A 21,280-nucleotide genomic window follows, 5' to 3' on the forward strand; every position below is an offset into this window, starting at 1 on the left:
GAGGGGAGTAGTTAGATCCGCGTCATCGACAGCGCCTTCTCGCCGTACCGCGGCCCGGCCGTCCCACCCTTCGGCGCCGCCGCATCCAGCTTCCCCAGATCGTCCGCGGTCAGCGCAACGTCCGCCGCCTTCATGCTGTCCTCCAGCGTAACCCGGCGCTTCGACCCCGGGATCGGCACGATATCGTCGCCCTGCGCCAGCAGCCACGCGAGCGCGACCTGCGCCGGGCTCGCGCCGTGCGTATCCGCGATCGCCTTCACCACCGCGACCATTTCCATGTTCTTGGCGAAGTTCTCGTCGGAATAGCGCGGGTCGTTGCGCCGATAGTCGCCCTCGGGCAAATCCGACCGAGCGGTGATCTGCCCCGTCAGGAACCCGCGCCCCAGCGGCGAATAGGGCACGAACCCGATCCCCAGCTCGCGGCACAGCGGCAGGATCTCGTCCTCGACCCCGCGCTCCCACAGCGAATATTCGCTTTGCAGCGCCGCGATCGGATGCGTCGCCGCGGCACGCCGGATCGTATCGAGCCCAGCCTCCGAAAGCCCCAGGTGCCGCACCTTGCCCTCGCGGACGAGCTCGGCCATCGCGCCCACCGTATCCTCGATCGGCACGCCCGGATCGACGCGGTGCTGGTACAGCAGGTCGATCGTCTCGACCCCCAGCCGCTTCAGCGACCCCTCGCACGCGCGCCGCACGTTGGCGGGCGTGCTGTCGACCCCGGTCATGCCCTTGTCGTCATAGCGGAAGCCGAACTTGGTCGCGATCACGACGCCGTCGCGCTTGCCGCGGATCGCCGTGCCGAGCAGTTCCTCGTTGATCAGCGGGCCGTAGATTTCGGCGGTATCGAACAGCGTCACGCCGAGCTCGATCGCGCGGTGGATCGTCGCGATGCTCTCTTGCGGCTCTGCCTCGCCGTACATGCCCTTGCCGATACCGGCCATCGGCATGCAGCCGAGGCCCAGCGCGGAAACCTCGAAATCAGGGCCGAGCGTGCGATACTTCATGGGGACTCTCCTTGGCGTCACTGCGCGCTGAAACGGAGATGGTGACGGCGGTATCCATCGTCACGTTGCCGACGGTGCGAAATAGGTCGGGAACCGTCTCGACCGCGATGAACAGCCCCAAAGCCTCGATCGGCACCCCCATCGCGATCGCCACCGGCGCGACCGAGGCGATGAAGCTGACCGTCCCCGGCAACGACACCGATCCCATCGTCGTGATCGCCGCGGTGGCGATTCCCGCCGCGAGCTGCCCCGGCCCGATCGGCACCCCGACGAGATGCGCGACGTACAGCGCGACCGCGAGGTTCATCGCCGGGCTGGTCGCACGGAACACCGCGACCGCGAGCGGCAGCACGATCCCCGCGGTCGCGGGCGAGGCACCCAGCTCGACCGAACCCTTCAGCATCGCCGGCAGCGAGGCGAGCGACGACTGCGTGCTGATCGCCACAGCCTGCGCCGGCGCGACCGCGCGCGCAAACCGCCCGAACCGCACACGCCCGCCGATCATCCCGACCGGATACGCCGCGATCAGCACGACCACGCCGATCGCCGAGACGCAGACGATATAATGCACCAGCGCGCCGAACGCGGCCGTCCCGGTCCGCGCGCCGACTCCGTAGGCCAGCGCGAAGATCCCGATCGGCGCGAGCTTCAGCACCCAGCCGATCACGATCAGCAGCGCATCGACCACCGCCTGGAAGAACCCCGTCAGGATGCTGCGCTGCGCGTCGGGCAGCTGCGTGACCGCGAACGCGAACGCCAGCGCGAACACCGTCAGCGGCAGGAACGCATCGCCCGCCGCCGCCGCCACGACGTTGGTCGGCACGATCGTATCGAAGAACGCGCCGATCCCCGGCACCGTCCCGATCGGTGCGCTCGTCGTCAGCGCGGTGCGCAGCGCAGTCGCGAGGCCGGCGGGCAGCGGCCACGCCTCGAGCAGCAACGGCGTGACGAGCGCGGACATGATCGTCACCGCCCAGAGGATCGCGACCATCATCGCCAGCGCGCGCACCGTGATCCGCCCGGCGCGCGCGGCTTCCGCGGTCGCACCGATCCCGGTGACCAGCAGCGAGACGATCAGCGGCACGATGACCATCTGCAACCCGTGCAACCACGCCGACCCGATCGGCTGCGTCACCGCGGTCACCGCGATCGCCTGCGTCGGCGCCAGCGCGGCGGCGAGGATGCCGATCGCGATACCACCGACAAGGGCGATCAGAATCCGTGTTGCCTGCGACATGCTCGCCCTTCGTGTTGCATCGCGCTATCAGCGATGGCGAACCCGATACCGGACGGAAAGTGCAAGCGATGGCAAGGAAATATTTCGGCACCGATGGCATTCGTGGCGCCACCAACGTCTCGCCGATGACGGCGCAGATGGCGATGAAGGTCGGGATGGCAGCGGGCGCCTATTTCCAGCGCGGCAACCACCGGCACCGCGTCGTGATCGGCAAGGACACGCGCCTGTCGGGCTATATGCTCGAATCCGCACTCGTCGCGGGCTTTACCAGCGTCGGCATGGACGTGGTCATGGTCGGGCCGATGCCGACGCCTGCGGTGGCGATGCTCACCCAGTCGATGCGCGCGGATATCGGCGTGATGATCTCCGCCAGCCACAATCCCTATGCGGACAACGGCATCAAGCTGTTCGGCCCCGACGGCTACAAGCTGTCCGACGAGGCCGAGGCCGCGATCGAGGCGCTGATCGATGGCGACGTGCCGCTCGTGACCTCCGACCAGATCGGCCGCGCCCGTCGGATCGAGGACGCACAGGGCCGCTACATCCATTTCGCCAAGTCGACCTTCCCCGAGAATCTCCGCCTCGACGGCATGCGGATCGTGATCGATTGCGCGAACGGCGCCGCGTACAAGGTCGCGCCGTCCGCCTTGTGGGAACTCGGCGCAGACGTCGTCGCGATCGGCGTGTCGCCCAACGGCACCAACATCAACGACGGCGTCGGCTCGACCGCACCGCAAACGCTCGCCGAGACGGTGGTCGCGAGCGGCGCGGACATCGGCATCGCGCTCGACGGCGACGCGGACCGGCTGATCGTGGTCGACGAAACCGGCACGATCGTCGACGGCGACCAGCTGATGGCGACGATCGCGGCCAGCTGGGCGCGGCAGGGGCGGCTTGCCGGCGGCGGGCTGGTCGCGACGGTCATGTCGAACCTCGGGCTCGAACGGCATCTGGCGGCACAGGGCCTGGGGCTGGTGCGCACCAAGGTCGGCGACCGCCACGTGCTCGAGAAGATGCGGTCGAGCGGCTATAATGTCGGCGGCGAGCAGTCGGGCCACATCATCCTGTCGGATTATGCGACGACCGGCGACGGCCTCGTCGCCGCGCTCCAGATCCTCGCCGAGGTCAAGCGCTCGGGCGCGCCGGCCGGCGAAGTGCTGCACCGGTTCGAGCCCTTGCCGCAGTTGCTCAAGAACGTCCGGTTCGGCGGCGGCAAGCCGCTCGACGACGAGTCGGTGAAGGCGGTGATCGTGCAGGCCGAGGCCGAACTCGCGGGTAAGGGCCGGCTCGTCATCCGTCCGTCGGGTACCGAACCCGTGATCCGCGTCATGGCCGAGGGCGACGATCCCGGCCAGGTCGAGCGAGTCGTCGACCGGATCTGCGACGCCGTGCGCAAGGCAGCCGCCTGATGCTCGAGATGCGCCCCGTCTGCGAACGCTGCGCCGCGGACCTCCCCGCGGACGCCCCCGGCGCGTTCATCTGCTCGTTCGAATGCACCTTCTGCGCGGAATGCGCCGACGCGCTCGACGAGCGTTGCCCCAACTGCGGCGGCGAACTGCTCGACCGCCCGACGCGGCTCGGCGAAGCGCCCCCGCAGAAGCCCGCCGCGGGCAGGCGGCACTAGGGTCCTCCCGCAACCAGACTCTTCTACCACCCCGGCGAAGGCCGGGGCCCAATTGGAAAGGTCCAGGTAACGGACCGCTACCCTCCGTTAGCAGCGTTTCCCGGTTGGGCCCCGGCCTCCGCCGGGGTGGTGGGGCAGGGCATAGCCCTGTCCTACATCGCCACGATTATGCCATAGCCCAGCAGATGACCTCCACCCTCGCCAAACCCCGTGCAGCGGCCCCAAACCGCCTCACGAGCAAACCGCGCGAGCGTTTATACTTCCTATACTTCACTTTTCCCGCAGCCCGCCGATGACCACCAGAATCCTCATCATAGCCGGCTCCGATTCAGGCGGCGGCGCGGGCATCCAGGCCGACATCAAGACCGTCACGATGCTCGGCGGCCACCCGATGACGGCCATCACCGCGATCACCGCGCAGAACACGCTGGGCGTACAGGCGGTCCACCCGGTGCCCACCGACATCGTCCTCGCGCAGATCGACTCGGTGGCCAGCGACATCGGCATCGACGCGGTAAAGATCGGCATGATCGGCTCGGCAGAAACCGCCAATGCCGTGGCCAACCGCCTAACCCCTCTGTTCTCCCGCGAAGGCGGGGGCCCAGTCTGGACTCCCGCCTTCGCGGGAGAACAAGGAGGGGAAGACCGTCGTCTCGCCAAGCGCATCCCCATCATCTTCGACCCGGTCATGATCGCCACCAGCGGCTCCGTGCTAGCCGACCCGGCGACCATCGCCGCGTTCGCCCGCCTCATGCGGATCGCCACGCTCGTCACCCCCAACCTCCCCGAACTCACCGCACTCGGCGGCGAGGCCGCCGTGCGCGCGCTCGGCCCGGCCGTGCTGATCAAGGGCGGCCACGCAGAGGGCGAGCAGATCACCGACCGCCTCGTCACCGACGCCGGCGAAACGCGCTGGACCAACCCCCGCATCGAAACCCGCCACGCGCACGGCACCGGCTGCACGCTCGCCAGCGGCATCGCCACCGGGCTCGGCCAGGGCATGCCGCTCGACGCAGCCATCGCGCGCGCGATCGCGTTCGTCCGCGCCGCGCTTGCCCACGCGCCGGGGCTGGGTGCAGGGCACGGTCCGATGGGGCACGCACTCGGCGGCAGCCCATTCGACCAGTTGAAAGACCGCAAATGCCCGGCATGAAACACGAAAAACTCTGCGTCGGCCCCGTCGCCGGTGTCGACGAAGCCGGCCGCGGTCCGCTCGCCGGCCCGGTCGTCGCCGCCGCAGTGATCCTGCCCGCCAAAGGCGTCCCCCGCGGCATCGACGATTCGAAGAAGCTCTCCGCCTCCGAACGCGAACGGCTCTGCGCGCGGCTGAAGGGCTGCGCGATCGTCGGCATCGGCATCGTCGAGCCCGACGAGATCGACACGCTCAACATCTACTGGGCGACGATGAAGGCGATGACGCTCGCAGTCGACGCGCTCGCTACCGAGCTCGGCCATGCGCCCGGCCACGTCCTCGTCGACGGCAACCGCCTGCCGCGCTGGACCTACCCCGCCACCCCGCTGGTCGGCGGCGATGCGAAATCGCTGTCGATCGCCGCCGCCTCGATCGTCGCCAAGCACACGCGCGACCTGATCATGATCGCCGCCGCCGACGTCCACCCCGAATATAACTGGCATTCGAACAAGGGTTACGGCTGCGCACATCACATGAAGGCGCTCCGCGACCACGGCCCCACGCCGATTCACCGCCGCAGTTTCGCCCCCGTCGCCGCGGCCTATCTGGCGCGCGAGGGACTTTTCGCAAAGGAAGCGACGAACTGAGTCTTTCGCGCCACACCCCAAGGGCTTGAGCCGCACGTCTCCCACGACTCAATATCTGGACGACGGCGACTCGATTGGTCGCATCGACGGAATCGCGCCGAAACGTCGTTAACGATTGTTTGCTTGACGGAGTCGGACAATTTCGCCGCTATGGGGGTGATAAGGGGCGGAAAACATGGGTTTGATCGACACGATCGCGCGGCCGCGCGCGAAGAAGGCAGCGGAACCGGCGGTTCAGCCAGTCCTCCCGCTCGACCAAATCCTGCGCGGCGACTGTATCGAGCGTATGCAGGCATTGCCCTCGAACTCGATCGACATGATCTTCGCGGACCCCCCCTATAATCTCCAGCTGGGCGGCGAACTCTATCGCCCCGACGGCAGCCATGTCGACGCGGTCACCGACGACTGGGACAAGTTCGACACCTTCGCCGCCTATGACCGCTTCACCCGCGCCTGGCTCAAGGAAGCGCGCCGCATCCTCAAGGACGACGGCTCGCTATGGGTGATCGGCAGCTACCACAACATCTTCCGCGTCGGCGCGGCGGTGCAGGATCTCGGCTACTGGATCCTCAACGACATCGTCTGGCGCAAGACCAACCCGATGCCCAATTTCCGCGGCACGCGCTTCACCAATGCGCATGAGACTTTGATCTGGGCGTCGAAGGGCGAGAAGGCGAAGTATCACTTCAACTACCGCGCGATGAAGACGCTCAACGACGAGCTCCAGATGCGCAGCGACTGGGAATTCCCGACCTGTGGCGGGACCGAGCGGCTGAAGAAGAACGGCACCAAGGTCCATCCGACGCAGAAGCCCGAGGCGCTACTGTACCGCATCCTGCTGGCCTGCACCGAGCCCGGCGACGTGGTGCTCGATCCGTTCTTCGGCACCGGAACGACCGGCGCGGTCGCCAAGCGCCTCGGCCGCAGCTGGATCGGCATCGACCGCGAGGGCGACTATATCGAGGCGGCGCACGAGCGGATCGAGGCCGCGTTGCCGCTCGACGAATCTGCGATCCGCACGATGATGAGCCCGCGCACGCAGCCCAAGGTCGCGTTCGGCGTGCTGGTCGAGAATGCGTATCTGACGCCCGGCACGGTGCTGACCGATTCGAAGCGGCGGTGGCGCGCGACGATCCGCGCGGACGGCTCGCTGCTCAGCGATTGCGGCACGATCGGCTCGATCCACAAGCTCGGCTCGACCTTGCAGAACGCGCCCGCTTGCAACGGCTGGAGCTTCTGGCATTACGAGAGCGACAAGGGGCTGAAGCCGATCGACGATCTCCGCCAGACCTACCTGCTGGCGACGACCGTCTGATCTCCACCTTGCGTTCAATAGCGGACGGTCCTGCTTGAACCTGTTCTCCCGCGGAGGCGGGAGCCCAGTCTGGGGCCCCGCCTTCGCGGGGCAACAAATCGCGCTTGGCCAACGGTGGGAACGGTCATATCCGACACGCCCCGCTGACGGAATAGATCGATGACCCTCCACCTCCGCCCCGTCCAGTTTGTCGACACCCCGATCGGCCATCCCGACGGCAGCGTCGCACGCCTCGCGGGCGGTATGCAGTGGTTCGCCGCCTATGAGGTGATCGAAGGCCGCGCCCGACGCACGATCCCGGTCGCAGACGTCCCGACACTCGGCGATCGCGCCGCTCGCCTCCACGCCGCCATCATTGCCCCCCGCGCCGCCCTCCAGCTCGGCGACCGCACGCTCCGCTTCGACCAGCCCGTCGTCGCCGGCATTCTCAACGTTACCCCGGACAGCTTCTCCGACGGCGGCAAGCATGTCGACGACCCCGCCGCGGCGGCCGCCGCCGGGATCGACATGGCGGCGGCGGGCGCGACGCTGATCGACGTGGGCGGCGAATCGACGCGCCCCGGCGCGGCGGCGGTCTGGGAAGGCGACGAGATCAAACGCCTCGTCCCCGTCGTCGAACGCCTCGCCCGCGCCGGTGCGATCGTCTCGGTCGACACGCGCAAGGCCGCGGTGATGGAGGCCACGCTCGCCGCGGGCGCGCATATCGTCAACGACGTCGCCGCGCTGCTGTGGGACGAGCGCGCGCTCGGTGTGGTCGCGAAGAGCGGCTGCCCGGTCGTGCTGATGCACTCGCCCGATCCAAAAAAGGGCGGTCATGGCGATGGCGGCTATGCCAACGTCCTGACCGACGTCTTCGATTGGCTCGAGGCGCGCATCGCCGCAGTCGTCGCGGGCGGCGTTGATCGCTCGCGGATCATCGTCGATCCCGGCATCGGCTTCGGCAAGACGCTCGCGGAGAATCTCGCGCTGCTCAACGGGCTGGCGATCTTCCACGGGCTGGGCTGCCCGATCATGCTCGGTGCCAGCCGCAAGCGGCTGATCGGCGCGCTCTCGAACGAGGCGCCGGTCGACCGGCGCCTCGGCGGCTCGCTCGCGCTGGCGGTGAAGGGGGCGGAAGCGGGCGTTCAGATCCTGCGCGTCCATGACGTCGCCGAGACGGTGCAGGCGGTCAGGATCTGGCGCGGGCTGCGCGATCAGTCGCTTGTCGGGGGCTGATTGTCGCCGCATTGCAGCGAAACGCGACTTCGCGCATTAAACGCCGCGTGAACAAGGAGCCGCCCGCTTGATCGTTACCGCAACACCCCGCATGAGCCAGATTCTGAGCGAGGTCTGGCGCCCGCTGCTCGGCCTGTTTGTCTGGGACGTGATCGTCACGGTCACCTATTATGTGCTGCCATTCCACGCGCCCGCGCTGCCGCTGACCCTGTTCGGCACCGCACTCGCGCTGTTCCTCGGCTTCCGCGATAACTCTGCCTATCAACGCTGGTGGGAAAGCCGTGGCCTGTGGGGTCTGATGATCAACGCCTCGCGCAACCTCGCGCGTATGGCGCGCAACATGCTGCCCGAGCCCGAAGGGCACGACATGAAGCGGACGATCGTGCTTCGCCAGATCGCCTATGTGAACGCGCTGCGCTGTCAGTTGCGCAAGCAGCCCCCAGCGCCCGAAGTCTTGCGCTTCCTGTCGAAGGAGGAGGCGTCGTTCGCGCTCGAGCGTACCAATATCGCCAATGGCCTGCTCGACGGTACCGGCCGACGGATCGACATTGCACGGCGCAACGGCTGGATCGACACGATCCAGCAGACGCAGTTCGAGGCGATTCTGGTCGACATCGCCAACGCGCAGGGCGGCATGGAGCGGATCAAGAACACGCCGCTCCCCAACCAGTACCGCTTCTTCCCGAGCCTGTTTACCCGACTGTTCTGCGTCCTGCTGCCGATCGGCCTGGTCGAGACGCTGGGTTACGCGACGCCGGTCGGCTCGACGATCGCCGGACTGATGTTCTTGGCGGTGCTGCAGATCGGCGACGACCTGGTCGACCCGTTCGCGGACACGATCCACGACGTGCCGCTCAACGCGATGTGCCGGACGATCGAGATCGACCTGCTCCAGGCGATCGGCGACCCAGCACCCGAGCCGCTGACGCCCGAAAAGGGCGTGCTCTGGTAGGCTGGCCGTCAGACGGCGCGGTTGTGCGAGCATGCTGAACCGTCACGATGCAGTGGGTGGTGAAGAGTCGCTGTTTGCCGAGCGAGTGACGGGTTTCCTTGGCTGACAACAACCGCCCATTGTCGAACGTTACCCACCCCTGGCAGTGCCAAATAACCTTTGTTCGGTCATACCTTGGCTGTGTTCTTGATGGGAAAGCGCGTCAAAAGCGCATCGCATGAATCAATCAGCGCTGGCAGATAGGTTTGATCGGCATCGAGAGTAAAAGAATGCTGCTGAGTCATGTGATCCGGCGTAATGTCTACTGTCGCCTCAACCTGACCTTTGCTCTAGATCCTTAGAACGACTTTGAGGTCGGGCTCGAGCGGCTGTAGAGCCGCTTCTCCTTTGAGCGTCTTGACCATGATAGCGAGTTGATCCCGAAACCTACCAATATCGGCGGTCATCAGGATCGGCCCATTGCACTCGACACGGGCTCCGTTTGTTTCCATGCGGGCCCGAATTAAGAGCCAGTTGGCGTCCCAATAGTCGTCTGCGTCAGGGAACTGGTGCCCATCGATCCAGAGAGACAGGCCAAGGAAGCGGAGGTCCGGATCGTCTGTCATTGCGCCAACATGCCAGTGCTCTGGTCCGCCTTCCTTCCGCCAAGACCACCAGTAGCACGGTCGTTTTCCATCGGGCTCCGACATTCCCTCAAGCCGCGTTGTCGATCCCCAGGTCGCTGAGCTTGCGGTACAGCGTCGAGCGGCCGATACCGAGGCGGCGGGCGACCTCGGTCATGCGCCCGCGATAGTGGCCGATCGCGAGACGGATGACGTCGGCCTCGATCTCTTCGAGCGCGCGGAGGTTGCCGTCGGGGCGGAACAGCGTGACGCCGCCGCCGCCCGCTGCGACCGCCGCAGGGCCGCGCTGGCGATTGCCGAGCGCGGCGATCTGCGGGAAATCCTCCTCGGTCAGCGCGGCGCCTTCGCACAGCACGGCCGCGCGGAAGAGGGCGTTCTGGAGCTGGCGGACGTTGCCGGGCCAATCATACTGGACCAACAGCGCCAGCGCGGCGTCGGTGATCCCGAGCGGTCGCAACCCCGGTTGCTCGGCGATCCGCGCGAGCAGATGGCGGGCGAGCGCGGGGATGTCGCCGGTACGTTCGCGGAGCGGCGGGATCGTCACTTGGACCGCGTTCAGCCGGTAATACAGGTCTTCACGAAACCGCCCCGCCTCGACCTCGTCGAGCAGCCGTTGGTTGGTCGCGGCGATCACCCGGACGTCGACGTCGCGCGCATGCCGCGCGCCGATCGGCAGGACCTCGCCGGTGTGGAGCAGATGGAGCAGCTTGGCCTGCGCCTCCAACGGCATCTCGCCGATCTCGTCGAGGAACAGCGTGCCGCCATCGGCATCGTGGAAACGACCGATCTTGCGCTCGAACGCCCCGGTGAACGCGCCCTTTTCATGCCCGAACAGCTCCGATTCGATCAGATTGGCGGGCATCGCCGCGCAATTGACGGTAATCATCGGCTTCTTGGCGCGCGGCGATGCGGCGTGGATCGCCTCGGCGACGACCGCCTTGCCGACTCCGCTTTCGCCCTCGACCAGCACCGCAACGCGGGCGCGGGCCGCCTTTGCCGCGATTGCGAGTGCGGCGCGGAAATCGGGAGAGGAGCCGACGATCTCGTCGAACGCGAGCAGCGCGGGAATTTTCTCGGTGAGCGGGCGTAGCTCGCCCGCAGCAGTGCCCGCGACTGCGGCTTCCAGCGCGGCGAGGACGCGGTCGGGCGCGAGGGGTTTGACGAGGAAATCGGTCGCGCCGGCACGCATCGCGGATACCGCGTGCGCGACCGAGCCATTGGCGGTGAGCATCAGGATCGGCAGCGCGGGGCGACGCTCGCGCAGTTCGGCGATCAGCGCGGTCGCGTCGCCGTCGGGGGCGGAATGATCGAGCAGGATCGCATCGAGCTGCATCCCGTCCTGCGTGCCGAGCGTGGCGATCGCCATCTCGCCATCGGTCGCGAACACCGCACGCCAGCCGCCACGCGCGGCGAGTGCCGCCACCAGCCGTCGCTGTGCGGGTTCGTCGTCGATCAGCATTAGAAGGCGCTGCCCGTTGCGCATCGTGGCGAATCCTGTCCCGTTCCGGTACGTGCAATAGCCCAGCCGAGTAAAGGGCGCCTTAAATGTCGTGCTTGGCGATCTCGGATGTGCGGGTTAAGGTCGCCGTCATAGAGGATGACGCCCCGAGATCGGGGCCAGAGGACAGGGGCAGGAACCATGGCCGGCAACGGAGACATGAAGGCGCATGTGGCGACCTATTCGAGCGTGACCGGCATGATGAAATGGGGCGCGGTCGGGTGCGCGCTGGTCGTCGCGCTCGTCATCTGGCTGATCGCATAAACCGATGAAGATCGCCGTCCTGAAAGAGCAAGCGGACGGCGAGCGGCGGGTGGCCGCGACGCCGGAAACGGTCAGGAAATTCATCGCGCTCGGCGCGACGCTGGCGGTCGAGACGGGCGCCGGCGAGACCGCGTCGATCGCGGACGCCGCCTATGCCGACGCAGGCGCGTCGGTCGGGGATCGCGCGGCGACGCTGGCGGGGGCCGACATCGTGCTTGGCGTGCAGGGCCCCGACCCGGCGACGCTCGGCGGCGTCGCGCCCGGCGCGTGGATCGTCGCCAGCCTCAACCCGTTCGCCGAGCGCGCCCGCGTCGAGGCCTATGCCGCGGCCGGGTACGAGGCGCTGGCGATGGAATTCATGCCGCGGATCACGCGTGCGCAGTCGATGGACATCCTGTCGTCGCAGTCGAACCTGTCGGGTTACAAGGCGGTGCTCGACGCGGCCGCCGAATATGGCCGCGCCTTCCCGATGATGATGACCGCGGCGGGCACGATCAGTGCGGCCAAAGCGTTCGTGTTGGGCGTCGGCGTCGCCGGGCTCCAGGCGATCGCGACCGCGCGGCGGCTGGGCGCGCAAGTGTCGGCGACCGACGTCCGCGCCGCGACCCGCGAGCAGATCCAGTCGCTCGGCGCCAAGCCGATCTTCGTCGAGAATGTCGCAGGCATCGAAGGCGAGGGGACGGGCGGCTATGCCGGCGAGATGTCGCCCGAATATCAGGCGGCGCAGGCCGAGCTCGTGTCCGGGCACATCGCCAAGCAGGACATCGTCATCACGACCGCGCTGATCCCCGGGCGCCCGGCGCCGCGGCTGATCTCGGCGGCGCAGGTGGCCAGCATGAAGCCGGGCTCGGTGATCGTCGATCTCGCGGTCGAGCAGGGCGGCAATGTCGAGGGTTCGGTCGCGGGCGAGGTGGTCGTCGTGAACGGCGTGACGATCGTCGGCCACCGCAACGTGCCGTCGCGGCTGGCGGCGGACGCGAGCGCGCTGTTCAGCCGCAACCTGTTCAATTTCCTGAGCGCGTTCTGGGACAAGGACGCGGGGCGACCGGTGCTCGACGCCGAGATCGGCGACGCGATCCGCCTGACCCGAGGCGGCAAAATTGTGAACGCGCGGCTCACGTCGTGATATTCCTCCCCGGCACGGGGAGGGGGACCGGCGCAGCCGGTGGAGGGGGCGTCCCGCCTATGCTGCGTCCTGAAGTATCGCTGGCACGCCGACTGCGCCGCAAGATGAGCCTTCCCGAGGTGCTGCTTTGGGAGCATCTGCGAGGACAGAAGACCGGCTTCAAATTCCGGCACCAGCATCCCATCGGTCCCTACGTCTGCGACTTCTACTGCGCCGCTGCCAAGCTGGCGGTCGAGGTCGATGGCGAATTCCACGGCCGCGGCGATCGCCTCCAGCGCGACACCGATCGCGACCGATTTTTAGAGCAGAATGGCCACCGGGTGCTGCGTGTGGCCGCCGGCGACGTGCTGGGGGATATCGAGGCCGTGGTGACGATGATCGTGTCGTCTGCGGCCCGCCCCCTCCACCAGCCTGCGGCCGGTCCCCCTCCCCGTGCCGGGGAGGAATGATGTACGGCAGTGTTGCGTCTATGGCTCTTGTGGAGCGGACGATGAAACCCCGAGATTATGATGTCGTGATCCGAGAGCTTCGGGCCGTCGATGGCGACACGCGCCGCAGCGTGAGAGAATTGGGAACCGAATAATGGACTTTATCGCGATCCTGTCGATCTTCGTGCTGGCGTGTTTCGTCGGGTATTTCGTCGTCTGGGCGGTCACGCCCGCGTTGCACACGCCGCTGATGGCGGTGACCAATGCGATCTCCAGCGTCATCATCGTTGGCGCGCTGATTGCCGCCGCGGCGGCTGGGATCGGTGCCGGTTCGGGCGTCGCCAAGGCGCTCGGGCTGGTCGCGGTGGTGCTGGCGAGCGTCAACATCTTCGGTGGCTTTGCGGTCACCGCGCGGATGCTGGCGATGTACAAGAAGAAGGAACGGCCGGTCGCGCCCGCTTCGAGCAAGTGAGCGGCACGCCAGGCGAGGGGACGCGATATGCATGAACTGACGGTCAGCCCCTGGGCTTCGCTCGCCTATCTGGTCGCGGGGGTGTGTTTCATCCTCGCGCTGCGCGGGCTGTCGAGCCCGGCGTCGAGCCAGCGCGGCAACCGCTTCGGTATCATCGGCATGACGATCGCGGTCGTGACGACGCTGGTGACGCATGTCCCGTTGCGCTCGGTGGCGGTACCGCTGGGGAACCCGCACGATTTGATGATCGACTGGGTCACGGTCGGTGAGATCCTCGCCGCCATCGGCGTCGGCGCGGCGATCGGCCTCGTCACCGCACGCCGGATCGCGATGACCGCGATGCCGCAGCTCGTCGCCGCATTCCATTCGCTCGTTGGGCTCGCCGCGGTGCTGGTCGGCGTCGCGGCCTATCTCAACCCGCAGGCGTTCGGGATTTCCGACCTCGTCGTGCCGATGATCGGCCAGCCCTTCGCGGTGATCCACCCGGTCAGCCGGATCGAGCTGGGGCTGGGCGTCGCGATCGGTGCGATCACGTTTTCGGGCTCGGTGATCGCGTTCCTGAAACTCAACGGGAACATGGGCGGCAAGCCGATCATGCTGCCGGGGCGCCACGTCATCAATCTCGCGCTGCTCGCCGGTATCCTCGGGCTGATCGCGTATTTCGTCACCGACCAGTCGGCGTGGATCTTCTGGACGATCACGCTGCTGAGCTTCGTCATCGGTTTCCTGCTGATCGTCCCGATCGGCGGCGCGGACATGCCGGTGGTCGTCAGCATGCTGAATTCCTATTCGGGCTGGGCGGCCGCCGCGATGGGCTTCACGCTCCACAACAGCGCGATGATCATCACCGGTGCGCTGGTCGGCAGCTCGGGCGCGATCCTGAGCTACATCATGTGCCGCGCGATGAACCGCAGCTTCATCAGCGTGATCGCCGGCGGGTTCGGCGCGGTTGCGGATACCAGCGGCGGCGGCACGGCGATCGATCGCCCGTGGAAGCGCGGATCGGCGGAGGACGCCGCGTTCCTCATGAGCCAAGCCGAGCAGGTCATCATCGTCCCCGGCTACGGCATGGCGGTCGCGCAGGCGCAGCACGTCCTGCGCGAGATGGGCGACAAGCTGAAGGCCGAGGGCGTCCGTGTGAAATACGCGATCCACCCGGTCGCGGGGCGCATGCCGGGGCATATGAACGTGCTGCTGGCGGAGGCGAACGTGCCGTATGACGACGTGTTCGAGCTCGAGGACATCAACAGCGAGTTCGCGCAGACCGACGTCGCGTTCGTGATCGGCGCCAACGACGTGACCAACCCCGCCGCCAAGACCGACAAGGCCTCGCCGATCTACGGCATGCCCGTGCTCGATGTGGAAAAGGCCAAGACTGTGCTGTTCATCAAGCGATCAATGGGTGGCGTCGGCTATGCAGGGGTAGATAACGACCTGTTCTACCGCGACAATACGATGATGCTGCTCGCCGATGCCAAGAAGATGGTCGAGGATATCGTCAAGGCGCTCGACTAGGCGATCGGCCTCGTCTCGCGAAGGTTCCCCAACTTCAACGAAACTCGATCCAGTTCGGGTGTAATTCTCGCGATCGCCGAGGCTAGTCTTCGCAACCCAGCGGAGATAGCCATGACCCCACTCGACGACGCCCCTTCCGATACGCGGTACGACACCGGGATCGATGCGATCCTGATCACGGCAGAGGGCGCACCCGACCGTTTCGCCGCCGCGCTGGCGGCGGTCGACGGGCGGATCGTCGCCCGGATCGGGTGGCAGGCGCCGTTCGCCCTTCACGCCACGCCGCAGGTGGTGGTGGTCGAGGCGGCGGGGGTGGACGCCGCCTTCCTTGCCGACCATCTGCCGCGGATCGTCGCGCGCGCGGCCGTTCTGGAGGCCGCGCTGGTGGTCGCGTTGGATGCCGACCAGATCGATGCGGTCTCGGCGGCGACCCTGGGCGGCGGCACGACGCTGCTGGTCGATCCCGGCGTCGCGGACTGCGTGGCGGCCATCGTGGTCGCCGTCGAGCGCACGCGCAGTCCTGCGGGCGTGTTCGATACCGGGCGCGAGACCGATGGCATGCGACTGGAGCGGCTGAACACCGAGGTCGCGCGGATCGCCGAGGCGCTCGCGCGGCTGACCCGTGCGGAGCTTGCGGGGGATGCACCCGCCGCGCCGATCGTCGGCGACCGGACGACCCGCTACGGCGCGCCGCCGTCGCTCGCCACGCCGAGTGCTGCAGACGTCCGGCGGGCGATCCGCGCGCGGCGGTTGCGCGACCAGTTTTTCGGCACCGCGCTGTTCGAGGATCCGGGCTGGGACATGCTGCTCGACCTCTACGCCGCCGAACTCGAACAGGCGCGGGTCTCGGTGTCGAGCCTGTGCATCGCCGCCGCGGTCGCGCCGACGACGGCGCTGCGCTGGATCGCGCGGATGACCGACACGGGGCTGTTCGAACGCCGCCCCGACATGCGCGACCGGCGGCGTGCGTTCATGGCGCTTTCCGAGCGCGCAAGCGAGGCGATGCGGGGGTATATCCTGGCCACGACAGGGGCGAATCTGCGGATTCCATGACGGTGCCCGCCCTTTTAGCTTGCCCCGGCCGCCGGGCTTTGGCATCGCACGTCGACCCGAGAGGGGGCGATTAGCTCAGTTGGTAGAGCGTCTCGTTTACACCGAGAATGTCGGCGGTTCGAGCCCGTCATCGCCCACCATCCCTGCATTCGATCGTCACAGGTCGCGGACGAGCCGGATCGCGACCGCGATCCAGGCGGGGTCCTCGATCGTCTGCGGCTGCGTGCCCGCGCCCGGCGGCAACAGGGTGACGCCGTCGCCGCATCCGATCAGCCGTCCGAAGACGAACCGGCCTACGGGGTGCGGGACGAGCACGTCGCGGTTGAACGCGGTCGCAAACTCCTCTGGCGCGACCATCGCACACCAGATCACGTCGCCCGCGCGATAGTCGCCGATGCCACACGATACCGTCAGAGCGATCTGGCCCGATGCGACCTGCGGGGGCGCGACCGTCGCGGTGCGCCGGGGGGCGTGTGCGCCGCGCGCATCGAGGATCGCGGTGACGGGCAGGTCAGCGCGGTCGGGCAGCGTGACGAGATCGGCGGCGTCGACGCCCAGCGCGGCGGCGATGCGGTTGAGCCAGCCGACCGAGACGGTGCGCGTGCCCGTTTCGAGCCGGCCGATCGTCTGCGCCGTCGTCGGCGGGACACAGCGCCGCGCGACATCCTCGAGCGTCAGGCCCTTGGCACGGCGAACTTCGCGGATGGCGGTGATCATCGACAGGCTCCAAACCAGATGGGTTATTCTTCTGTCCTACAACCGTGCCGATATGGCAATCGCTATGAGTAAGGGAGACGGTGGATGCGCGAATTGGTAGAACGGTCGATCGATTCGGAGGGCGTGCCGTTGCCGTCGGGGGCTCGGCGCGGGCGGACGGTGACGGTAAATCTGGCCGAATCGCCGCTCGGGTGGCTGCGCGCGCGCGGGCTGGTCGACGCGCGACAGTTCGCGGCTGGGGAGCGTCTGCGCGCGGATTACGAGCGCGCGTCGATCGCGCCGAGCGTGACGATGCGCTGGGCGGAGCGGGTCGATGGCGCCCGGTATGACGGCGGCCATAACGGGCTCGATCCGACATCGGCGCAGATCGCGGCAAAGGCGCGGTTCGACGCGGCGCTGGCGGCGGCGGGGCCGGGGCTCGCGGATATCCTGTGGCGCGTGGTCTGCGCGGGCGAGGGTCTGCCCGTCGCGGAGAAGGCGTTGCAATGGCCGGCGCGGGCGGGGCGGCTGGTGCTGACGCTCGCGCTCGATCGGGTGGCGACGCAGTATGCGATCGGTTAGGCGCTCGCTTTGACGCGGTCGCGTGACTAGATGGCAGGCATGCGCTTCGATCTCGTCAAATGTCATGGTTCCGGTAATGATTTCCCGCTGATCGACGCGCGCGCGTCGACGCTCGGCGATGCGGCGTGGGCGGCGGTCGCGCGTGCGCTCGCGGATCGCGACGGCCCGGTTGGCGGCGACGGGCTGTTGCTGCTCACCGATGGCGATGCGGATCACGCGTTCGGGATGCGGATGTTCAATTCCGACGGCAGCGAATCCGAGACGTGCCTGAACGGGCTACGGTGCGTGGCGCGCGCGGGGTTCGCCGCGACGGGCACAAAGACCGCGACCGCGCTGCTCAAGACGAGCGATGCGGTAGTGGTGCGCGATGCCGATATCGCGGCCGGCGTCTATACCGTCCGCGAGATTGCGGGGCCGGCCTCGCTCGACGTCGCCGCATGGCCGATGGCGGTGGGGGTGGACCGGGTCGTCGACGCGCCGATCGCCGGCTTGCCGACGCCGCGCGCGTTCACTGCAGTGGCGATGCCGAATCCACATCTCGTGACGTTCGTCGACGCGATCGACGAGGCCGAACTCGTCTGCGTCGGCGGAGCGTGCGAGGCCGCGCCCGACTGGCTGCCCAATCGCGCGAATGTCAGCTTCGTCGAGCTGCGGGGGCGCGACCTTTTCGTGCGCACCTTCGAGCGCGGGGTTGGGCTCACCGACAGTTGCGGCAGCGCGATGGCGGCGTCGACCTATGCCGCGTGCCTGACCGGGCGGATTGCGTACGACACGCAGACGACCGTGTTCAACAAGGGCGGGCTCGTCCGCGCGCAGGCGAATGCGGCGGCGATGGTGACGCTGTCGGGCAATGCGACGTTCGAGTGGAGCGGCTCGGTCGAGGTCGATCTGGAGACCGCGATCGCGACCGACCTAGCGGTCATGCGGCGGTACGAGGACGAGAGCGCCGCTTGGTCCAAACTCGTTGCAACTATCTGATGGCGCCTGCATCCTTCCATCAGACGGCGCGTATCTCCGGCAGTGGCGCCGCACACAGGCTCCGCGCAGGAGAGATGCCATGAATCATGTTTTCCGTACGGCAATCGTCGCCGTTGCCGTCGTCGCCAGCGGTAGCACGCTCGTTGCTGCCAAGACCAACCCGATGGTCGGTGGTGCCGCGATGTACCCGACCAAGAATATCGTCGAGAACGCGGTCAATTCGAAGGATCACACGACGCTCGTCGCCGCGGTGAAGGCTGCAGGCCTCGTCGAGACGCTGTCGGGTCCGGGTCCGTTCACGGTGTTCGCGCCGACCAACGCCGCGTTCAAGAAACTGCCCGCCGGCACCGTCGACACGCTGCTCAAGCCCGAGAACAAGGCGCAACTCGCTGGGGTCCTGACCTATCACGTCGTCCCCGGCACGATCACCGCGGCCGACATCGCCGCCAAGGCGAAGGCGAACGGCGGCACCGCGACCTACACCACCGTGCAGGGCGAGCCGCTGATGTTCAAGAAGGTCGGCATGGGATGGGGCATCATGGACGGCAAGGGCCACCAGGGTAAGATCACGATCGCCAACGTAATGCAGTCGAACGGCGTTATTCACGTCATCGACACGGTGATGCTGCCGTAATCGACTATAATAAAAGAGAGCTGCCTCCTCTCCCCCGAAAGGCAGTGTCGTTGGGCTCGTCGCCGAAAGGCGGCGGGTCCGATTGCGTTTTACGCGCCGTGTCGTCCCGGCCCTATCGTCTCAACCTCTGTCATCCTGACGAAAGTCAGGATGACAGAGGAGGGCGACTCAGCTGATCAGCAGCCCCGCGAGCGCGGCGGACATCAGGTTGGCGAGGCTGCCCGCGGCCAGCGCGCGCAGGCCGAGCTTGGCGATCATCGGCCGCTGGTTGGGGGCGAGGCTGCCCGTCACCGCCATCTGGATCGCGATCGACGAGAAGTTGGCAAAGCCGCAGAGCGAGAAGGTGATCACCGCGATCGTGCGTGCGCTCAGCCCCTGCTGCGTGCCGAGCGAGATGTAGGCGACGAATTCGTTCAGCACGATCTTCTGCCCGAACAGCCCGCCCGCGATGCCCGCCTCGTTCCAGGGCACGTTGAGCAGGAACATGATCGGCGCGAAGAGATAGCCGAGCAGGCCCTGGAAGCTGAGCCCGGGCAGGTCGATCATGTTGCCGAGCCCGCCGAGCAGGCCGTTGGCGAGCGCCACCAGAGCGACGAACGCCAGCACCATCGCGCCGACCGCGACCGCGAGGCGGACGCCGGTCTGCGCACCCTGCGCCGCGGCCATGATCAGGTTGGCGGGCTTTTCCTCGTCGTGCGTGGCCTGCGGCATGGGTTCGCCCGCAGACGTTTCGCCGGGCAGGTCGCCGAGCGCGAGTTCGCCCTCGGGCGGCGTCACGCGGTCGGGCATGATGATCTTGGCCATCAGGATGCCGCCGGGCGCCGCCATGAAGCTGGCGGCGAGCAGATAATCGATGCGGATCCCCATCGACGCATAGGCGGCGAGGATGGTGCCCGCGACGCCGGCCATCCCGCTGGTCATCACCGTGAACAGCTGCGCCGGCGTGAGGCCTGCGAGATAGGGGCGGATGACGAGCGGCGATTCGCTCTGGCCGACGAAGATGTTCGCCGCGGCGCACAGCGATTCGACCTTCGAGACGCCGATGACCTTCTCGATCCCGCCGCCGACCCAGCGCACGACGAACTGCATGATGCCGAGATAATAGAGGATCGAGACGAGGCTGGCGAAGAAGATGATGACCGGCAGCGCAGCGATCGCGAAGCTCTGGCCGCCGATTTCGGGGGTCGCCATCTTGCCGAACAGGAACTCGGTGCCCTTTTGCGAATAGCCGAGCAGGTTGGCGACGCCGCCCGACATCTCGCCGAGCACGACCTTGCCGAAGCTGGAATAGAGCACGAGGACGGCGATGCCCGCCTGCAGCGCGAAGGCGGCGCCGACGATGCGCAGGCGGATCGCCCGGCGATCGCTCGACAACAGTACGGCGATGCCGAGGATGACGGCGATACCGCCCAGGCCGATGACTAGTCTTTCCATGGACGCCCTGCGTTCTCGTACGATGACACACGCGGCCCCCCGGCTGCGCAAGCGGCCGACATGACACGGGCGGGCGCTAGTCGCCAGTCATTTGAGGACAGGCCGGTTTTCGCCCCCGCTTGTCATTTGACGGCGCGCGCGTTTTCGCTAGCGTCCGCGGCGATGAATACAGACCTTCCCGCGTTCCCGCGTTCGCTCTTCATATTCTCCGTGCTGTATGGCGGCATGGTGTGCATCGCCGGCGTGCTGGGGGTCAAACAGGTCGCGCTCGGCCCGCTCGCGGTCGAGGCGGGGATCTTCGCATTCCTGCTGCTGGTCGTGCTCAGCAGCGCGATCGCCGAGCTGCACGGGCAGAAGACCGCGACGCTGCTGGTCCGCCTCGGGTTCATACCCTTGCTGGTGTCCGCCGCGCTGATCCAGCTGGTGCTCGCGCTGCCGCACGATCCCGGCATGTACCCGCCCGCGGTCGACGCGTTTCCGATCGTCGTCGGGCAGGGCGCGCGGATGATGATGGCGGGGCTGATCTCCTACGGCATCTCGCAGACGCTCAACGTGCTGATCTTCGCCAAGCTTGCGGGGCAGGTCGGCGGCGGCGAGGGCAAGCTGGTGTGGCTGCGCGGGATGATCGCCAGCATCGTCTCGCAGGTGATCGACACGGTGTTGTTCATCACCATCTCGTTCCTCGGCGCGCGGCCGATCGTCGAGCTGATGGCGGGGCAGATGCTGACCAAGGTCGTGCTGTCGATCGTGCTGGTGCCGTTCATGATCACGTTCTTCGTGAAGCTCGGGCGGTGGCTGGACCGGGGCTAATCGTTTCACCAAGCCCGGCATCCTGACTTCCGTGCCTGCGT

General features: G+C 67.4%; 23 protein-coding genes and 1 tRNA gene. 18 read left to right on the forward strand and 6 right to left on the reverse strand.

Annotation, left to right across the window (positions count from 1 at the left end):
- Positions 1-11: 11 nt before the first annotated feature.
- Positions 12-1,004: an aldo/keto reductase gene (locus ASE88_RS08920; protein ID WP_056477609.1), complete on the reverse strand. Its 993-nt coding sequence runs from the start codon at positions 1,002-1,004 to the stop codon at positions 12-14.
- Positions 979-2,241 (reverse strand): dicarboxylate/amino acid:cation symporter, encoded by a 1,263-nt coding sequence (locus tag ASE88_RS08925; protein WP_056477611.1) that lies wholly within the window; start codon positions 2,239-2,241, stop codon positions 979-981. The genes ASE88_RS08920 and ASE88_RS08925 overlap by 26 nt, the downstream gene beginning before the upstream one ends.
- A gap of 68 nt (positions 2,242-2,309) precedes the next feature.
- Here ASE88_RS08925 and glmM point away from each other — a divergent pair, with 68 nt between their 5' ends.
- From glmM to ASE88_RS08960, 7 genes are all read left to right on the forward strand, one after another.
- Positions 2,310-3,650, forward strand: coding sequence for a phosphoglucosamine mutase (gene glmM / locus ASE88_RS08930; RefSeq protein WP_056479282.1), 1,341 nt, complete (start codon positions 2,310-2,312; stop codon positions 3,648-3,650).
- Positions 3,650-3,865, forward strand: a complete 216-nt coding sequence (locus ASE88_RS08935; protein WP_056477613.1) for a DUF1272 domain-containing protein — start codon at positions 3,650-3,652, stop codon at positions 3,863-3,865. Before glmM ends, ASE88_RS08935 begins: the two co-directional genes overlap by 1 nt.
- A 292-nt stretch (positions 3,866-4,157) precedes the next feature.
- Entirely contained in the window at positions 4,158-5,018 is an 861-nt protein-coding gene (gene thiD, locus ASE88_RS08940; RefSeq protein ID WP_056477615.1) for a bifunctional hydroxymethylpyrimidine kinase/phosphomethylpyrimidine kinase, read from the forward strand.
- Positions 5,006-5,644 (forward strand): ribonuclease HII, encoded by a 639-nt coding sequence (locus ASE88_RS08945; RefSeq protein ID WP_055874258.1) that lies wholly within the window; start codon positions 5,006-5,008, stop codon positions 5,642-5,644. The genes thiD and ASE88_RS08945 overlap by 13 nt, the downstream gene beginning before the upstream one ends.
- Before the next feature lie 175 nt (positions 5,645-5,819).
- Positions 5,820-6,959, forward strand: a complete 1,140-nt coding sequence (locus ASE88_RS08950) for a site-specific DNA-methyltransferase (protein WP_056477617.1) — start codon at positions 5,820-5,822, stop codon at positions 6,957-6,959.
- A 159-nt stretch (positions 6,960-7,118) separates the two neighbouring features.
- A complete protein-coding gene (gene folP / locus ASE88_RS08955) occupies positions 7,119-8,174 on the forward strand; it encodes a dihydropteroate synthase (protein WP_056477619.1) in 1,056 nt (351 codons plus the stop codon).
- Between the two features lie 67 nt (positions 8,175-8,241).
- The gene (locus ASE88_RS08960; RefSeq protein ID WP_055874248.1) at positions 8,242-9,126 is read left to right on the forward strand and encodes a bestrophin family protein; all 885 of its coding nucleotides are present in this window, start codon (positions 8,242-8,244) and stop codon (positions 9,124-9,126) included.
- Between the two features lie 329 nt (positions 9,127-9,455).
- Here the strand turns inward: ASE88_RS08960 and ASE88_RS08965 are convergent, their stop codons facing one another.
- Together ASE88_RS08965 and ASE88_RS08970 are read right to left on the reverse strand one after the other, a co-directional pair.
- On the reverse strand, positions 9,456-9,731 hold the full coding sequence (locus ASE88_RS08965) for a hypothetical protein (RefSeq protein WP_056477621.1): 276 nt from the start codon (positions 9,729-9,731) through the stop codon (positions 9,456-9,458).
- Positions 9,732-9,819: 88 nt separating this feature from the next.
- Positions 9,820-11,232, reverse strand: coding sequence for a sigma-54-dependent transcriptional regulator (locus ASE88_RS08970; protein WP_055874242.1), 1,413 nt, complete (start codon positions 11,230-11,232; stop codon positions 9,820-9,822).
- A 114-nt stretch (positions 11,233-11,346) separates the two neighbouring features.
- Here ASE88_RS08970 and ASE88_RS18345 point away from each other — a divergent pair, with 114 nt between their 5' ends.
- From ASE88_RS18345 to ASE88_RS09000, 7 genes are all read left to right on the forward strand, one after another.
- Positions 11,347-11,511 (forward strand): aa3-type cytochrome c oxidase subunit IV, encoded by a 165-nt coding sequence (locus ASE88_RS18345; RefSeq protein ID WP_268795213.1) that lies wholly within the window; start codon positions 11,347-11,349, stop codon positions 11,509-11,511.
- Positions 11,512-11,515: 4 nt separating this feature from the next.
- A complete protein-coding gene (locus ASE88_RS08975; protein WP_056477623.1) occupies positions 11,516-12,637 on the forward strand; it encodes an NAD(P) transhydrogenase subunit alpha in 1,122 nt (373 codons plus the stop codon).
- 59 nt (positions 12,638-12,696) lie between these two features.
- Positions 12,697-13,086 (forward strand): endonuclease domain-containing protein, encoded by a 390-nt coding sequence (locus ASE88_RS08980; RefSeq protein ID WP_055875370.1) that lies wholly within the window; start codon positions 12,697-12,699, stop codon positions 13,084-13,086.
- Between the two features lie 133 nt (positions 13,087-13,219).
- Positions 13,220-13,537: an NAD(P) transhydrogenase subunit alpha gene (locus ASE88_RS08985; protein WP_055874236.1), complete on the forward strand. Its 318-nt coding sequence runs from the start codon at positions 13,220-13,222 to the stop codon at positions 13,535-13,537.
- A 27-nt stretch (positions 13,538-13,564) separates the two neighbouring features.
- Positions 13,565-15,052: an NAD(P)(+) transhydrogenase (Re/Si-specific) subunit beta gene (locus tag ASE88_RS08990; RefSeq protein WP_056477625.1), complete on the forward strand. Its 1,488-nt coding sequence runs from the start codon at positions 13,565-13,567 to the stop codon at positions 15,050-15,052.
- A 111-nt stretch (positions 15,053-15,163) separates the two neighbouring features.
- Complete coding sequence (locus tag ASE88_RS08995; protein WP_056477627.1) at positions 15,164-16,105, forward strand: hypothetical protein; 942 nt, start codon at positions 15,164-15,166, stop codon at positions 16,103-16,105.
- Positions 16,106-16,169: 64 nt separating this feature from the next.
- Positions 16,170-16,245 (forward strand) — tRNA-Val (locus ASE88_RS09000).
- Between the two features lie 16 nt (positions 16,246-16,261).
- On the opposite strand, the gene ASE88_RS09005 is transcribed toward ASE88_RS09000, so the two are convergent.
- Entirely contained in the window at positions 16,262-16,822 is a 561-nt protein-coding gene (locus tag ASE88_RS09005) for a helix-turn-helix domain-containing protein (protein WP_056477629.1), read from the reverse strand.
- A gap of 84 nt (positions 16,823-16,906) precedes the next feature.
- Here ASE88_RS09005 and ASE88_RS09010 point away from each other — a divergent pair, with 84 nt between their 5' ends.
- The 3 genes from ASE88_RS09010 (at position 16,907) to ASE88_RS09020 (ending at position 18,995) form a co-directional block, all read left to right on the forward strand.
- Complete coding sequence (locus ASE88_RS09010) at positions 16,907-17,383, forward strand: DUF6456 domain-containing protein (protein WP_056477631.1); 477 nt, start codon at positions 16,907-16,909, stop codon at positions 17,381-17,383.
- 39 nt (positions 17,384-17,422) lie between these two features.
- On the forward strand, positions 17,423-18,361 hold the full coding sequence (gene dapF / locus ASE88_RS09015; protein WP_055875366.1) for a diaminopimelate epimerase: 939 nt from the start codon (positions 17,423-17,425) through the stop codon (positions 18,359-18,361).
- 79 nt (positions 18,362-18,440) lie between these two features.
- The gene (locus tag ASE88_RS09020) at positions 18,441-18,995 is read left to right on the forward strand and encodes a fasciclin domain-containing protein (protein ID WP_055874220.1); all 555 of its coding nucleotides are present in this window, start codon (positions 18,441-18,443) and stop codon (positions 18,993-18,995) included.
- 168 nt (positions 18,996-19,163) lie between these two features.
- On the opposite strand, the gene ASE88_RS09025 is transcribed toward ASE88_RS09020, so the two are convergent.
- Positions 19,164-20,429: a NupC/NupG family nucleoside CNT transporter gene (locus tag ASE88_RS09025; RefSeq protein WP_056477633.1), complete on the reverse strand. Its 1,266-nt coding sequence runs from the start codon at positions 20,427-20,429 to the stop codon at positions 19,164-19,166.
- A 162-nt stretch (positions 20,430-20,591) separates the two neighbouring features.
- Between ASE88_RS09025 and ASE88_RS09030 the strand changes: the two genes are divergently transcribed.
- On the forward strand, positions 20,592-21,239 hold the full coding sequence (locus ASE88_RS09030) for a queuosine precursor transporter (protein WP_055875362.1): 648 nt from the start codon (positions 20,592-20,594) through the stop codon (positions 21,237-21,239).
- Positions 21,240-21,280: the final 41 nt, after the last annotated feature.

Source organism: Sphingomonas sp. Leaf38 (assembly GCF_001421825.1).
In the GTDB taxonomy this organism is placed as follows: domain Bacteria; phylum Pseudomonadota; class Alphaproteobacteria; order Sphingomonadales; family Sphingomonadaceae; genus Sphingomonas.

Coding starts and splice junctions, on each gene's coding strand:
- ASE88_RS08985 (WP_055874236.1), top strand. CDS start 13,220: ATGGACTTTATCGCGATCCTGTCGATCTTCGTGCTGGCGTGTTTCGTC.
- ASE88_RS08990 (WP_056477625.1), top strand. CDS start 13,565: ATGCATGAACTGACGGTCAGCCCCTGGGCTTCGCTCGCCTATCTGGTC.
- ASE88_RS09010 (WP_056477631.1), top strand. CDS start 16,907: ATGCGCGAATTGGTAGAACGGTCGATCGATTCGGAGGGCGTGCCGTTG.
- ASE88_RS08950 (WP_056477617.1), top strand. CDS start 5,820: ATGGGTTTGATCGACACGATCGCGCGGCCGCGCGCGAAGAAGGCAGCG.
- ASE88_RS08975 (WP_056477623.1), top strand. CDS start 11,516: ATGAAGATCGCCGTCCTGAAAGAGCAAGCGGACGGCGAGCGGCGGGTG.
- ASE88_RS08935 (WP_056477613.1), top strand. CDS start 3,650: ATGCTCGAGATGCGCCCCGTCTGCGAACGCTGCGCCGCGGACCTCCCC.
- ASE88_RS08970 (WP_055874242.1), bottom strand. CDS start 11,232: ATGCGCAACGGGCAGCGCCTTCTAATGCTGATCGACGACGAACCCGCA.
- ASE88_RS09025 (WP_056477633.1), bottom strand. CDS start 20,429: ATGGAAAGACTAGTCATCGGCCTGGGCGGTATCGCCGTCATCCTCGGC.
- glmM (WP_056479282.1), top strand. CDS start 2,310: ATGGCAAGGAAATATTTCGGCACCGATGGCATTCGTGGCGCCACCAAC.
- folP (WP_056477619.1), top strand. CDS start 7,119: ATGACCCTCCACCTCCGCCCCGTCCAGTTTGTCGACACCCCGATCGGC.
- dapF (WP_055875366.1), top strand. CDS start 17,423: ATGCGCTTCGATCTCGTCAAATGTCATGGTTCCGGTAATGATTTCCCG.
- ASE88_RS08925 (WP_056477611.1), bottom strand. CDS start 2,241: ATGTCGCAGGCAACACGGATTCTGATCGCCCTTGTCGGTGGTATCGCG.
- ASE88_RS08965 (WP_056477621.1), bottom strand. CDS start 9,731: ATGACAGACGATCCGGACCTCCGCTTCCTTGGCCTGTCTCTCTGGATC.
- ASE88_RS08920 (WP_056477609.1), bottom strand. CDS start 1,004: ATGAAGTATCGCACGCTCGGCCCTGATTTCGAGGTTTCCGCGCTGGGC.
- ASE88_RS08945 (WP_055874258.1), top strand. CDS start 5,006: ATGCCCGGCATGAAACACGAAAAACTCTGCGTCGGCCCCGTCGCCGGT.
- ASE88_RS08995 (WP_056477627.1), top strand. CDS start 15,164: ATGACCCCACTCGACGACGCCCCTTCCGATACGCGGTACGACACCGGG.
- ASE88_RS09030 (WP_055875362.1), top strand. CDS start 20,592: ATGAATACAGACCTTCCCGCGTTCCCGCGTTCGCTCTTCATATTCTCC.
- ASE88_RS08980 (WP_055875370.1), top strand. CDS start 12,697: ATGCTGCGTCCTGAAGTATCGCTGGCACGCCGACTGCGCCGCAAGATG.
- ASE88_RS18345 (WP_268795213.1), top strand. CDS start 11,347: ATGACGCCCCGAGATCGGGGCCAGAGGACAGGGGCAGGAACCATGGCC.
- ASE88_RS09020 (WP_055874220.1), top strand. CDS start 18,441: ATGAATCATGTTTTCCGTACGGCAATCGTCGCCGTTGCCGTCGTCGCC.
- thiD (WP_056477615.1), top strand. CDS start 4,158: ATGACCACCAGAATCCTCATCATAGCCGGCTCCGATTCAGGCGGCGGC.
- ASE88_RS09005 (WP_056477629.1), bottom strand. CDS start 16,822: ATGATCACCGCCATCCGCGAAGTTCGCCGTGCCAAGGGCCTGACGCTC.